This is a genomic window from Levilactobacillus koreensis JCM 16448 (genome assembly GCF_001435525.1).
GTDB lineage: Bacteria > Bacillota > Bacilli > Lactobacillales > Lactobacillaceae > Levilactobacillus > Levilactobacillus koreensis.
Window position 1 is genome coordinate 1 of sequence record NZ_AZDP01000020.1, and the last position, 14,730, is coordinate 14,730.

Here is a 14,730-nt window from a genome sequence, read left to right on the forward strand (position 1 = left end):
ACTATCATATCGTGGATTTGCCGCCAATCCTAGACGGTCAATTATTGGGTGCTTACTAATTAACCACCTTACTTTTAAATAAAAAGGAGTGGTTAATCAAGGCTCAGATATCCCGCCCTGTTTGACCACCTCTTACTATGTACGACCCCTAGTGCTGAACGACTGACGATCGCTTAACCAGCTCTGGTTGATATGTAATCGACTTAACCGGTTCATGATTAAGTAACTTAATCAGCATATTACCAGCATCCGTTCCCATCCGCTCTTTCTCATGGTTTAATGTCGTCAGACTAGGCGTTAGGTACTCACCCATCCGGTAATTATCGAATCCAACTACCGAGATATCTGCTGGCACTTGCAGGTGTTGTGATTTCAAGAAATCAATAACTTCAATGGCCAATTGATCATTGTAACAAGCAATTGCGGTCGGTGCATCGTCTTGATTAAGGTAACTTGAAATCCGCTCAAACAATTTCTGAGATGTATCGCCAGACTGATACATAATGATATTGCTCATGTAAGACAGCTCTGGTCGTTGCTGATAAGCACGAACAAAACCATTCATTCGATCCACACCTTGTAAATCGTCCACCTGAAAAATACCAAGAATACTCTGATGGCCCTGCGCCAATAAGTAATCCACCATTTTCTGTTCAGCTAACGCGTCATTCGTATTAACATACGGAAAATCCATACTTGGATAATACGAATTAATGAAAAGCATGGGCAACTCATCGTCCTTAATCTCATGATAAAGGTCCTGATTAGGATTCGGTAGTGCACTTTGCGTTGGTTCAACGATCAACCCTGCCACTCGACTATCCAACATACTAATTAAACACTGACGCTCATTGGCATGATCATCATGAGTATTACTAATTAAAATAGAATAACCCGCTTTAGAAAGAACTTGATCAATTCCAGCAATAATATTCGGAAAAATATAATCAGCAATGTGCGTTGTAACTACACCAATCAGCTTGGTATCGGGGGATGACCAATCTTTATGCCAATCCTGAACAAACATACCACCGCCCTGAATTCGATAAATAAAATGATCACTCTCTAGATCACCAACAGCTCGACGAACGGTATACCGACTTACCTTATACCGTTCCATCAAATCTGATTCAGTCGGTAACTTCTCATCCACTTGAAATTTTCCCGAAATGATATCCTGCTTGAGTCCATCCTTAACCTTTTGATATTTATTTTCCATATTACACCTCACCATTACCCCTATTCATTAATAACCAACCGTTAGCAGCCTATGGTATCGCTTTCAATTGTGAGTATTTAGCTAATAGGCGCTACCCTATTAGCTAAGATCTAATTTTAATTTAGGCCTCTCTACTTTTTATTTTACACGGCTCACATCGCCTACCTGAAAACAAAAGAGGCCTAATCCACAAGTGAATTAGACCCCTAAAGTTTTTCAATTGTGTTCTTGCATGCCGTTAAGTGACCTGCCAAAGAACTCTTTAGTAATCAAAGGTTAAGACGTTCCATGAGTACCCCGATAACGTTGCCGTTTGCGCCTTGCTACCAACCTCAACGGTCAGATCATTACATGGTTGTAAAGTTAGCGTTTCTGGATGTTCACGCGTATTCTTATCACCTAATTCACCTACTATGTGTTCCATGTGTCCACTCTTAATTGCAGCTGGCAATGCCACCGAAATGGTTTGCGCCTTTTCACCACGATTAACCGCAAACACAACATACGCTGAGCCAGTATCCATAACCACTTGGTCAATCACGGGAACATCCTGATAACGCTTCGTCGAATAGTTTTGACTATCCGTTAACGAAGAGGCTATCACTGTTGACGTGTCTGATAGATTTTTCAAGATTGACTGGAGGACATAGTAAGTCGGGTTTGCCCACGCATTGCCACCCTCATCCGTTAAGATCAGCGGAATCGTATTGACTAGTAATGCCTGACATGATAGTTTGACCCGATCACCATGTCTTAGAATCGCTAAGGCCATGGAACCAAACAACAACGTATCTGCTAAGTCGAAGTAGCACCAGTCGACCGGATTATGTTCTCCCCATGGCTGTGGCTTCTTCTGGGAGAAGTGGTGAACATTCCACTCATCAAATGAAATCTTCATGGTCTTATCGCTGTGCTTCAGCGCTTTAACCGCATCAGCAATAGTTGCCACCTCATCAATTTGCTTATCGAACTCACGAGACCGAGCCAAGTAAGTTGGTAAGTCGTCAGAGTCCCGCAAAGCCTGTTGATCAAGATTCTCCGACTGATCACGATCTATATAATTATGCATCGCAATATAGTCAACGTTGTCATATGCTTCCATCAAAACTTTGAAATCCCATGACGGATACGTGTCCAGTCGCGGCGTTGAACTCCCAACCAAGATTGTCTCAATATCCGGATCCATCAACTTCATTGCCTTTGACGTCTCATTAGCAAGGAGTCCATATTCTTCAGGTGTCTTTCTGGCAACCTGCCATGGGCCATCAAGTTCATTTCCCAAGCACCAATACTTAACACCATAAGGTTCTGCATGGCCATTCTGCCGTCTCAAGTTAGCCCAATCAGTATCGTACTTACCATTCACATACTCTAATTCATGAAGAGCATCGTCAATGCCTCGGGTACCTAAGTTGACCGTTAAAATTGGATTGTCTACATCAGCCTGTTGAATCCATTGGAAGAATTCATCTAATCCAAACTGATTGGTTTCCAGCGATTGCCAAGCAATATTCATCCGCTTAGGCCGTGTTGCTTGATCACCGATCGTGTCCTCCCAATGATAGCTAGACGTGTAGTTACCACCAGGATAGCGTAGTGTTTTGACACCGAGTTCGCGCACGAGTTTTAGTACATCTCCCCGAAACCCTTCAGGAGTTGCTGAAGGATGACCGGGTTCATAAATCCCTGTATAGATGACCGTCCCCATATGTTCTAGAAAAGAACCAAATAACTGTGGTCGGACATCAAACCGTTGTTCGTTGTATAAGTTTAATTTTGCCATATAGATTAAAACCTCGAAAGTTTAGTCTCTAACTTCTTATGGTAAAAAGAAGCAAAGATAAAGTCTAAAATTGTCAAACTGAAGAATGCAGTAATAGGGAAAACCATTGCTACCAAGATCATTACAAACATAATGGCCGCAAATGCTAGTGTCATCGGTAACTCGATAATGATATCAATCATCGCGTTCTGGAAGAAACGTCCAAAATGAAAGTCGTCACGCATTGAATATTCTTCAAGAACCATGTAGAACATGGCTGCGACAAATAGAAATAACGAAATAACCAAACTTACTCGAATAGGCGCAATTACTCTTGTGAACGCCTTCATGTAAACGTAATAGAACAGGATTGCTAGTGTCGACGTCACTAACCCAATTCCAAATTTCGTCCAAAAATGACGTTTGAGCTCCTCGAAAAACTTTCTCATAATCGTCTCGTTACCCCGACCATAAATCCTAATCGCAGTGGTGATACATGCACTAATGATTGGATAAGCGAAGAAAACTGACGCAAAACCCATCGTCGCAAATACCCCAAGAATCAGATAATTTGTTAGTGGTATTAAGCCTAGGTACAGCCGGCTATTAAAGATCCGTGACATGCTTAGAGTTCCCCCTTATCTACTGTGTAAAACTATTCCTTCATACCTGACATTGCTGAACCTTGAACGAAGTACTTCTGAGCAAAGATGTAAATGATGAACAATGGCAACATAGAAATAACGGCACCAGCCATAACAGGACCGTAAAATGAGATATGTTGACCAGTGAACAGTGCTAACCCGGCAGGCAACGTCCGCATACTTGAGGTCGTCGTCAAAATCAACGGGTAAAGCAAATCGTTCCAGTTGTTGGTTAACGTAAAGACCGCTAAGGCCATCAGCGTTGGCTTAGACAATGGTAACATAATCTTCGTAAAGATCCGCCATTCGTTTAAACCATCCAGCCGAGCAGCTTCATCCAAGTCACGAGGCAACCCGACAAAGTTAGACCGCATCATGAAAATCCCAAACGCAGTAGTGGCCCGTGGAACAATTAAACCAGTGTAAGTATCCAGCAAGTTCATCTTGTTCATTTCGATAAACAGAGGAATCATGTAAACCATGAATGGAATCATCATGGAAACCATGACGAAGTAGTAGAAAGCCGTCTTTCCTTTAAATTCCATTCGAGCTAATGCGTAACCCGTCATAGAGTCCAAGACCAGAGAAATTAACATAGTTGCTCCGGCAAAGATAACGGTATTCTTAACGTATCCTAATAGAGGAATCGTATCCCAAACCTTAATGTAGTTTTGGAACGTGTACTTCCCAGAGAAAATGTGTGGTGGGTAAGTAATGATATCCTTTTCATATTTAAACGATGACAATAGCAACCATAAGAATGGGAATACAACAATCAAAATCAATAAGGACATGATAACTTTGAAAATGATTGACTTGATTACTTTATTCCGATGATAGTTACTTTTTTTAGTAGAATCAACGAGTTCAGTCGTATCAGCTGTTCGTGCTTCCATATAGATTCATTCCTTTCGCGCCCTTTACGGGTAATCCTAGCAAATATTGCCCACAAAGGACTTTATAGTCAAAATTGGGTGCCTATCTCATTTGCTTTTCCTTATGACTCATGTAGAGGTTAGAGGAAACTGACAAAATAGCGATAATTACAAACAGAATTGTCGCAACGGCTGAAGCGTAGCCCAATTGATATGGTGCAGAGAACCCACGACTATAAATATATTGAACGGCTGATTCAGTCTTAAACTCAGGACCACCAGCAGTAGTAACGTAGATTTGGTCAAAGACTTGCATTGACCCAATCAAGTTCGTCATCACACAGAAACCTAATGATGGAATAATTTGTGGAATCGTAACATGGAAGAATTGCTGTTTCTTATTCGCCCCGTCCATTTCAGCCGATTCATACAAGCTTGGTGAAATAGCTTGAATGGCCGTCAACATGATAGTCATCGTCACACCAAAGTTTTTCCAAACAGTCATAACGGCGATTGATGGCATAGCCAGCGTTGCATCACGGAAGAATTGTGGGGTGCTCATGCCAAATTGGTGCAAAACATAAGGAATCCAACCAATGTTAGGATCAAGTAACATTGAGAAGATAATCCCACTAGTTGTTAATGAACAAATAACTGGCACGTAGAAAACAGAACGTGAGAACCGGTTGAACAAAGTCGTCCGTGATAAAGCAGCGGCAGCAACCGTCCCAACGATAACTTGCGTAGGTGTTTCCAGTAACGTAAAGTAAACCGTATGCCACATTGAGTTAATTGCCCGTTGATCATGGAAGAACTGGACAAAATTGTCTAACCCAACAAACTTAGTACCCGTGAAGAAAATATTAATATTGAAGAAACTAAGCCCTAACGTCCCAATTAATGGAATCACCATGAAGAATAGCAGGATGATGATGGATGGTGCCATGAATAAGTAGGCAGCATGCTTTGGTTGGTTCCAGAATCGGAAGAAGGAACGTTTTTTACTAACAGATGTATCGATCTCTTCCATTTAACTCGACTCCTTTATAAAACAGATGTTAATTTCAACCGAGATTGAAATTAACATCTGTTTTTTTCTGATTCACATTAACTAGTTAACTACTTTAGTTACCACTTAATGTACTATCAACTTGTTTAGATGCAGACTTCATCACACTCGTAGTATTGTTCCCAGCCAAGACTTTTTCGATAGATGGGTTAATCACGTTAGTCGTGATGTTACTCATGTTCTTGTTACCTGGGTAGTATGGCTTAGCATACCCAATTTGCTTGTACATCGTGGAAACAAGTTTATCCTTTTTGATATCCTTGTTAGCAGCGACAGACTTCAGGTATGGTGCACACTTGTTTTCAAGGCTCCACTTCTTACCAATCTTAGTCGTGTTCCAGTACTTAACGAATGAGTAGATAGCCTTGGTCTTGCTGTCACTAGTGCTGGTAGGAATACCAAATCCAACACCATCCAAGATGGCCTTCTTGTCACCTTGCTTAGCTTGTACCAAAGTGCTAATTCCGTAGTCGATATTGTTCTTCTTCAAACCGGAGTTCAACCAAGGACCGTTGATGTAAAGACCCAGAGAACCAGCAAGCATTAAGTTATCAGCTTCGGCACCGGAAATGTTCTTAGGACCAACGCCGTCTTTGTAAATTAATTGTTGTAAGTAATCAAAGCTCTTCTTAGTAGCTGCGGAGTTCAAAGCGGACTTCTTTTCGCTACCATTCAACAATTTAGCACCGTTATCTTGTAACAAGTTGTACATGATAGCGCTACCATCCTTAGGCATTGCAAACCCTTGGGTGTTGTTGCCTAACTTGGAGATCTTCTTAGCATCAGTTGCTAATTCGTCCCAAGTCTTAGGTGGGTTATTAGGATTCAAGCCGGCTTTCTTAAAGAGTTTCTTGTTCCAGTAGAGGTACATACCTTGTACTTGCATAGGAACGAAGTAAGTCTTCCCATTGATAACCCCTAAGTTCCGGGCAGTGGTTTCGAAGTTAGACTTGTCAACGCCGTTTTGCTTGTAGAAGTCACCCATATCCTTCATTGTGCCATTAGCAACATAAGAAGCCATGTCACCATAGTTCATCGCAACAAAGTCAGGTGCTTTCTTAGCAGTGATACCAGTTGGTAACTTCTGGTTGAAGTTGTCCCAAGTCATGATATCCATCTTGACCTTAACGTGGTCTTTGTTAGTCTTGTTGTAATCTTTAACAATTTGCTTTAAAACGTCCCCATCAGTTGATGTGAAGCCGTTCCAGAAAGTAATAGTGGTAGTCTTGTTTGAAGAACTACTGCTACTTGACTTACTGCTTCCACATGCTGCCAAGCTGACACCTGCTGCTGCGATTGCAGCAACAACGCCAAGCTTTTTCATTAAGCCATGTCTCATGATTTACACCTCTATGATTAGTAGTTAATTCCAATACCTTATATGATAGTGGTTTCGCTCTCGAACACGATCATCCATTAACCCCTAAATGTTGATTGATCATCATATCCGTCATATGTACTTAAGAATAATAACTGTACTTTATCGCAATGCCCCTATCATATTTAGAACTTTGCTTGAACAGTAATTTCCGATTGAAGGACCCCCTTGTAATCTGTCATGGCCATTAAACGAAAACTTAATTGAAATATCAGCATCCTCATTGCTAATACTCTCACAAGTTACCCCCATCCAGTCTCCACGACCTTCCCATCGTCTGCGCATTAACGTTGGGTATTAATCGTTGTTACTTTCAGTGGCACGTCCAATGAACGAACGATTCAGCAATTCATTAGCCCCAGCAACTCCTGAGTTTAGAAAGTACAAAACTTTCTAACTAACTCCTTTGCCTTATCCACGTACAAATTTAGCATAAATTGTAAGCGATTTCAATAGTTATACGGAACAATTTTGCTTTTTGATACTTTATATACTTACTAATAATTGAGTTAATCCCGCTTATCGCGCTGGTTACAGGCAATAAATCGACTAACTAAAAAATTCAAAAAAATTTATGTTTTTTCATCTTAGACGGGTTTTTGGCTAAATAAACCAGCCATCGCTTTCTAACGTAAAACGTCTATTTTCGTTGACATACCACCATTCATACCCTATTTCATTAAGTAATTGGTAGCTTACTCATCCAACTTAGCCACTCGCTTGCACTAATTACGATCCTCAATAAGTCACCTAAACTACGTCTATGCTCCTACCTCCCCATGCTAGGATTACTGTTTTTTCTGACTGTTTCTTGCTTGGAAGCGCTTTATATAGTAATATTTGTTCAGACATATTGTTTTACATATAAATGTTGTCCGAATAAAAGTATCATTTAGTATCTCTAAGGAGGTTATACTTTGTCTCATATCTCAATCAATCGGCAAAGACAACGTGGCAAAATCAGTAAATACATTTACGGTCAATTTTCCGAACACCTTGGTCGCAGTATCTACGGCGGCTTATGGGTTGAACCTAATTCTGAAATCCCTAACGTAAACGGCCTACGTTCCGATGCTATTACGGCCCTTAAGGCCATTAAAGTTCCCGTTCTACGCTGGCCAGGTGGTTGCTTTGCAGACACTTATCATTGGGCTGACGGTATTGGCCCAGCTAATAAACGCAAAAAGATCGTCAATACAAGCTGGGGCGGTGTCGTTGAAAATAATCATTTTGGGACACATGAATATTTTGAATTGCTCAAGCAATTAGGGGCTGATGCTTACGTAAACGGTAACCTTGGAAGTGGCACCGTTCAAGAAATGTCCGAGTGGGTCGAATACATGACCTTCAATGGCACTTCACCAATGGCTGACTTACGAGCGGCTAATGGTCGTAAGGATCCTTGGCATGTAAAGTTCTTTGGCGTGGGTAATGAGAGTTGGGGAGGCGGCGGTAACATGCGTCCCGAATATTATGCTGATCTTTATCGGCAATATCAAACCTTTCTTAATAGTTACGACGCTGATCATCCCCTTTACAAAATTGCTTCTGGACCCAACGTCGACGACTATCATTGGATGGATGTCCTGATGAAAAGTGCTGCTCCTTATATGGATGGTATTAGCCTGCATCACTACGCACTAGCCTCTGCTTGGGAAGACAAGCGGCCTGCATTGGCCTTCCCAGAAAACGAATGGTTCTCGCTAATCAAGAGTGCCCAGAAGATGGATGAACTTATTACCAAACACAGTACCATTATGGATAAATACGATCCCCAAAAACGGGTTGGCTTAATCGTTGATGAATGGGGCTCTTGGCTCCGAACTGAAAAAGGAACAAATCCTGCTTTTCTTTACCAACAAAATACAATTCGTGACGCCATGATTGCTGCTATTACGTTGCATATTTTCCAGAAGCATGTTGACCGCGTTCAAATGGCAAATATTGCTCAAATGGTCAATGTGCTCCAGGCCATGCTACTAACAGACGGTCCTAAGTTGATCAAGACGCCCACTTACTACATCTTCAAAATGTTTCTCAAACATCAAGATGCCTTAGCAATGGATACACTCGATACTTTAGCAGAAACAACTAGCGCCTCTGTTTCTAAAAATCAAGACGGCTACTTTATCTCACTCTGCAATTATGGCTTGACTGCAGCGGATACCGTCACCATTGATATGGACAGTACTATCCATACAGTAGCCGGTGAAATGTTACGGGGAACCCAAATGGATCAACATAACGATTTTGACCATCCTGATGCGGTTGCTCCTGAGAAATTTACTGCCACTACTCACGACTCCCATCAATTAACCGCTAAAATTCCACCAATGAGCGTTGTGACACTGCAGGTAACCACCGAAAATTAATTTAAACAAGCATAGGCCCATGTACTTAACGCTAGCAATTAGGTTTACATGGACCTTTTGCGTTACTATTAGAGTTAACCGGTTGATGTCGACTCTGATTGCTCCTCATAGCGGGGATGAAAGTTGGTATTACTTGTTTTAACTAACACTAATGTATTGAAGGGAATGAATTTTAACGTGGAAATTAAAGACATCATTAGTATTTTCCCAGACGCACACCTACAGCCGACACCTAATCCAGATGAAGCTTACCTAAGTATTCCGATTGCTGCCCAATGGCTAACCGTTCCTCGCGCTCAACTCACTCCCCGCGAAACTGCCCTCCTTCAGCTCATGGCGGATAAAGCAACCCCCACCAAGACAGCTAATGATCACGTTTGGTTTCGACGACTATTCTTAGGTGAAAAAGTATCCCCACAGGACTTGGAGGAACGGCGTATTCGGATCATCCAAATCAATCTAGTTAGCCATGACAGCTCAATTCCCGTTGATAACTGGATAGACGCTTTTAAGACCATGTTCAAACGCCCATTTGTAGATACCTTCTTAGTCAATAGTCATGAAGCCATTGCAATTGAGCAACTTGGTTCTAAAATATATGATAACGATAATTTTTTAGGAATCAGCCAAGCCTTAGACAGTGATTTCTACTGCAGTTCCAAAATATATATCGGTCAGTATTGGCAGGACGATAATGCCATCGAAAAACTCTTTGCCAACGAACGAAATTTATTTAAGTTTCAGCTACAGCAAAACACTAGTGATCGACTATTTTCTATTTCAAATAGTATTTTAAAGTACTACTTTAAAATGCGGCTCAGTCAGGATCCTCTAATTTTAAAGAGCAATCCCGAATTATTCAGTATGCCGGATGCCAAGAAAACCATTACTACCCTTTATCAAAATGGTGGTAACGTCAGCATCACTGCCAAAAAGATGTTTTTGCATCGTAACACGTTGCAATATCGAATCAAGAAGTTTCAGGAAACAACTGGATTCAATTTGAAAAATATGGATGATCTGCTTTTTTGCTATCTCTTAACTTTTCAGTAATTACTAAAAAGGAGAGTGGACCAGAAGGCGGTTAGTCAATGCGCACTAACCCTGCTAAGCGAAGTTGACTGCCTTTTGTCGCACATTTCGACTATATACGTTTGGAGCACAAAATGGGCCTAGGACTTTTGTCCCAGACCCATTTTTTAGTTCTTTTAGTCCATATAATCTACAGAGACTTCTGAATCTTTATCAAAGTAATGTGCCTTGTTCAAGTCAAAGCCCATCTTAACGTGAGCACCCGGCTTTTCAAAGTCACGCGCATTAACCTTCGAAACAAACTCAGTGTTCCCAACCTTACTGTACAGTTGAGAATCGGCACCAAGTAATTCAGAAACGATAATTTCAGCATCAACTTCATTTTCAGGGAAGGCTTCCAAGAAGGCATTTTCAGTATGAATGTCTTCTGGCCGAACACCTAAAATTAATTGCTTACCATCGTAACCATGCTTAACCAAATTCTTCAGGCGACCTTCTGGGACGCTAAGGTGTAATTCGCCCTTTTCGTCGGTAACCACACCATCATGTAATGTCACATTGAAGAAGTTCATAGCGGGCGCACCGATAAATCCAGCAACAAAGGCGTTAACTGGTTTGTCGTAAACTTCAGAAGGTGTCCCTACCTGTTGAACTTTCCCATCACGCATAACAACAATCCGATCAGCCATCGTCATCGCTTCAGTTTGGTCATGAGTAACGTAAATGGTCGTCGTACCTAAGTCTTGATGCAACTTAGCAATCTGAGCACGCATCGAAATCCGCAGTTTAGCATCCAAGTTAGATAGTGGTTCGTCCATTAGGAAGACTGGCGCATCACGCACAATTGCCCGGCCTAAGGCAACCCGTTGCCGTTGACCACCAGAAAGAGCGGCTGGTTTCCGGTCCAAGTATTCAGTTAAACCAAGGATATCGGCAGCATGTTTTACTCGCTTGTCAATATCTTCTTTAGACTTCTTTTGAATCTTCAACCCAAAGGCCATGTTTCCGTAAACTGTCATATGTGGATACAACGCGTAGTTTTGGAAGACCATGGCAATATCCCGGTCCTTAGGTGCCAAATTATTAGCAACTTTACCATTAATTACCAGCTTACCCTTGGTAATATCTTCCAAACCAGCGATCATCCGCAGCGTCGTTGACTTCCCACAACCAGAAGGCCCAACGAAGACCATAAATTCTTTATCCTTAACATCAAGGTTAAAGTCAGTAACAGAATAGTCATCTGCCCCATCGTATTGCTTATAGATGTGCTCTAAATTTACTTCAGCCATTATGTATAACATTCCTTTCAAAATTTATCTGTACTTAGTATAGAATGAAAGCGCATTCAAATAAAGCAAATAGTGAACAAAATCATCCGGACACTTTAGCAAATGTGAACAAAGATATTGATAAATAAGGAGTTATAAATAGTTATTCGGATATATTTTTCCAATCTAAAATCCTTATATACATTGGCTTCCTTACTCTCAGGCACCGTTTACTACTTATAAGTGGCGTGTTAATTTTTATTTCCAAAAATAAGATGGTTTTATCCGGAAGATAGCTTTTACTGGTTGACAGCGTTTTCATCCGGTTGTATATTTCAAGTGTACGTATTTATTAGTATTTATTGAAGAGCTTTTCTTTCTAAGTGCTTACAAATATTTCTAAAAGGAGCGACTAATCTTATGGTACAGGCACAGGATTACATCAACCCACTAATTGTTCAGCGGGCTGACCCGTACATTTACAAGCACACCGATGGCTACTATTACTTTACGGCCTCCGTTCCTGCTTATAACTTGATTGAGATTCGGCGGGCAAAGACCTTAAATGGTTTAGCAAACGCTGCCCCCCGCACCGTATGGCGGAAACACCCGGATGGCAGTGGCCCCATGAGCCAACTGATCTGGGCACCCGAAATTCACTACATAGACGGCAAATGGTTCATCTATTTCGCCGCATCCCACACCAAAGAATTCGACCACAACGGGATGTTCCAACACCGGATGTATTGTATCGAATGCGACAACGCTGACCCAATGCGCGACGAAGCCGACTGGATCGAACGTGGGCAAATTGAAACGCCAATGGATACCTTTGCCCTTGATGCAACTGTTTTTGAAGCTCAGAACAAGTTGTATTACGTTTGGGCGCAAAAAGATCCCGCCATTAAAGGCAACTCCAACATTTATATTGCGGAAATGGAGAATCCTTGGACGTTAAAGACCAAGCCAGTTATGCTGACGAAGCCCGAATACGATTGGGAAACGAAGATTTTCTGGGTGAACGAAGGCCCCGCTGTCTTACACCGCAACGGCCGCTTCTTCCTCACCTACTCCGCCAGTGCCACCGACGAAAATTACGCCATGGGCATGCTGACGGTTCCTGAAAACGCCGATTTGCTTGACGCCTCGAATTGGTCGAAGTCCAAGACTCCCGTTTTCCAAAGCAACATGCCAATTCAGCAATACGGTCCTGGCCATAACTCATTCACCGTGGCTGAAGACGACGAGACCGATATGTTGGTCTACCACTGCCGGAACTACACCGACATCAAGGGCGACCCACTGTACGACCCGAACCGCCACACGATGGTTCAGCCTTTCACTTGGAACGACGATGGCACGCCTAACTTTGGCAAACCCGTTCCCTACAACTACAAATAATCATCATTTAAATCAGGAGGTTTTTTCATGCAAGGAAAATTAACCGTTGACCCCAGCAATCAAATTTCAAAGATTGACGACCGGGTCTACAGTGCTTTAATCGAACATCTCGGCCGTGCCGTTTACGACGGCCTCTACAATCCAGGCAACGCCAAGTCCGACGAAAATGGCTTCCGGCAAGACGTCGTTAAAGCCGTCAAGGACTTAGGTATCGACTTGATTCGTTACCCTGGTGGGAATTTTGTCTCTGGCTTCAACTGGGAAGACAGCGTTGGTCCTAAGGAAGACCGGCCAACTCGTCTTGATCTGGCTTGGCGGAGCATTGAAACCAACCAATTTGGTCTCCACGAATTCATGAAGTGGACCAAACAGACCGGCACGCGTCCCGACATGGCCGTCAACTTAGGTAGCCGTGGTATTGATGCTGCGCGCAACCTCATCGAATACTGCAACTTCCCCGGTGGTACCTACTGGAGCGACCTGCGGAAGAAGAACGGTGCCGACAAGCCATTTAATATCAAGACCTGGTGTCTTGGTAACGAAATGGACGGTGACTGGCAGATTGGCCACAAAAACGCTGAAGAATACGGTCGCTTAGCTCACGAAACAGCTAAGGTCATGCGCCTGGTTGACCCCGATATCGACTTGGTCGTTAGTGGGAGCTCAACTCGTGAAATGGCCACGTTTGGGAGCTGGGAAGAAACGGTCCTTGATCATACTTATGATGACGTTGACTACCTCTCCTTGCACCGTTACTATGGCAACGAAGAAAATGATCTGCACAACTTCTTAGCTAAGTCCGTCGACTTCGACGAATTTATTGGTGGTATCGTCGCCGTTTGTGACGCCGTTAAAGCCCGCAAACACAGCGACAAGACCATCAACTTAGCCTTAGATGAATGGAACGTTTGGTACCACTCCCACAAACAGGATGACGAAGCAACTCCTTGGCAACAAGCGCCACATCTGCTGGAAGACCACTACAATTTCGAAGACGCCTTAATGGTCGGCACCATGTTGATTACGTTATTGAAGCACGCCGACCGGGTCAAGATTGCCTGCCTCGCCCAACTCGTCAACGTCATCGCACCAATCATGACGGACGACAACGGTGTCTGGTTACAATCCATCTTCTTCCCGTTCATGCAAGTCTCCAAGTACGGTCGCGGGGTCACCTTAGCACCTAAACAAGAATCCGCCACCTACGACAGCAAGGACTTTAAGGATGTTCCTTACCTAGACAGCTTAGCCGTTTACAACCAGGAAGATAGCGAAGTGGTTGTCTTTGCTGAAAACAAGGGCGAAGATGCCATGGACTTCAGTACCGACCTACGCGATTTAAACGCCAAGGAAGTCGTTGAAGCCACTCAATTCTACGGCTACGACATCAAGCAAACTAACGAAGACCAAACGATGGCGATTCAACCAAATAACGACGTCCAATTAGACGGCAACGTCTTGAAAACCACGTTACAGCCTTTATCTTGGAACATGTTCCGGATCAAGGTCAGCGATTAGTCACTAGCTAAAGGTTGAAAGTTCCAAAATACCAGCCATACCTGCTCTAGCAACAATCGTGAACCTAAAACTAGGCAGCCTGGTGGGCCCTTCGCCTTGCCGGCCGGCAGATATGGGCTGGAACGGTACGAATACGCGCCTGAGCCCATATCTGCCGACCTCTCGGCTTACACAGGGTTCTTAGGCGAC

The 14,730-nt window shown here is 42.8% G+C and carries 11 protein-coding genes; 4 read left to right on the top strand and 7 right to left on the bottom strand.

The window, feature by feature from the left end; translation table 11 throughout:
- Positions 1–148: 148 nt before the first annotated feature.
- The 6 genes from FC99_RS01190 to FC99_RS01215 all read right to left on the bottom strand — a co-directional run bounded on the left by FC99_RS01190 (position 149) and on the right by FC99_RS01215 (position 6,908).
- Entirely contained in the window at positions 149–1,219 is a 1,071-nt protein-coding gene (locus FC99_RS01190; RefSeq protein ID WP_048735303.1) for a GntR family transcriptional regulator, read from the bottom strand.
- Between the two features lie 262 nt (positions 1,220–1,481).
- Entirely contained in the window at positions 1,482–3,002 is a 1,521-nt protein-coding gene (locus FC99_RS01195) for an alpha-N-arabinofuranosidase (RefSeq protein ID WP_048735302.1), read from the bottom strand.
- 5 nt (positions 3,003–3,007) lie between these two features.
- Complete coding sequence (locus FC99_RS01200) at positions 3,008–3,430, bottom strand: hypothetical protein (RefSeq protein WP_156639333.1); 423 nt, start codon at positions 3,428–3,430, stop codon at positions 3,008–3,010.
- A 206-nt stretch (positions 3,431–3,636) separates the two neighbouring features.
- Positions 3,637–4,521, bottom strand: coding sequence for a carbohydrate ABC transporter permease (locus tag FC99_RS01205; RefSeq protein WP_048735300.1), 885 nt, complete (start codon positions 4,519–4,521; stop codon positions 3,637–3,639).
- Between the two features lie 82 nt (positions 4,522–4,603).
- Positions 4,604–5,530, bottom strand: coding sequence for a carbohydrate ABC transporter permease (locus FC99_RS01210; protein ID WP_048735299.1), 927 nt, complete (start codon positions 5,528–5,530; stop codon positions 4,604–4,606).
- Between the two features lie 94 nt (positions 5,531–5,624).
- On the bottom strand, positions 5,625–6,908 hold the full coding sequence (locus FC99_RS01215) for an ABC transporter substrate-binding protein (protein WP_156166938.1): 1,284 nt from the start codon (positions 6,906–6,908) through the stop codon (positions 5,625–5,627).
- 956 nt (positions 6,909–7,864) lie between these two features.
- Here FC99_RS01215 and FC99_RS01220 point away from each other — a divergent pair.
- The gene (locus FC99_RS01220; protein ID WP_048735293.1) at positions 7,865–9,319 is read left to right on the top strand and encodes an alpha-N-arabinofuranosidase; all 1,455 of its coding nucleotides are present in this window, start codon (positions 7,865–7,867) and stop codon (positions 9,317–9,319) included.
- A 177-nt stretch (positions 9,320–9,496) separates the two neighbouring features.
- A complete protein-coding gene (locus FC99_RS01225; RefSeq protein WP_162258572.1) occupies positions 9,497–10,372 on the top strand; it encodes a helix-turn-helix domain-containing protein in 876 nt (291 codons plus the stop codon).
- A gap of 155 nt (positions 10,373–10,527) precedes the next feature.
- Here the strand turns inward: FC99_RS01225 and FC99_RS01230 are convergent, their stop codons facing one another.
- On the bottom strand, positions 10,528–11,643 hold the full coding sequence (locus FC99_RS01230) for an ABC transporter ATP-binding protein (RefSeq protein WP_048735288.1): 1,116 nt from the start codon (positions 11,641–11,643) through the stop codon (positions 10,528–10,530).
- Positions 11,644–12,042: 399 nt separating this feature from the next.
- Here FC99_RS01230 and FC99_RS01235 point away from each other — a divergent pair, with 399 nt between their 5' ends.
- On the top strand, positions 12,043–13,023 hold the full coding sequence (locus FC99_RS01235; RefSeq protein WP_048735287.1) for a glycoside hydrolase family 43 protein: 981 nt from the start codon (positions 12,043–12,045) through the stop codon (positions 13,021–13,023).
- Positions 13,024–13,050: 27 nt separating this feature from the next.
- The gene (arfA, locus tag FC99_RS01240; protein WP_048735281.1) at positions 13,051–14,541 is read left to right on the top strand and encodes an arabinosylfuranosidase ArfA; all 1,491 of its coding nucleotides are present in this window, start codon (positions 13,051–13,053) and stop codon (positions 14,539–14,541) included.
- The last annotated feature ends 189 nt before the right edge of the window (positions 14,542–14,730 follow it).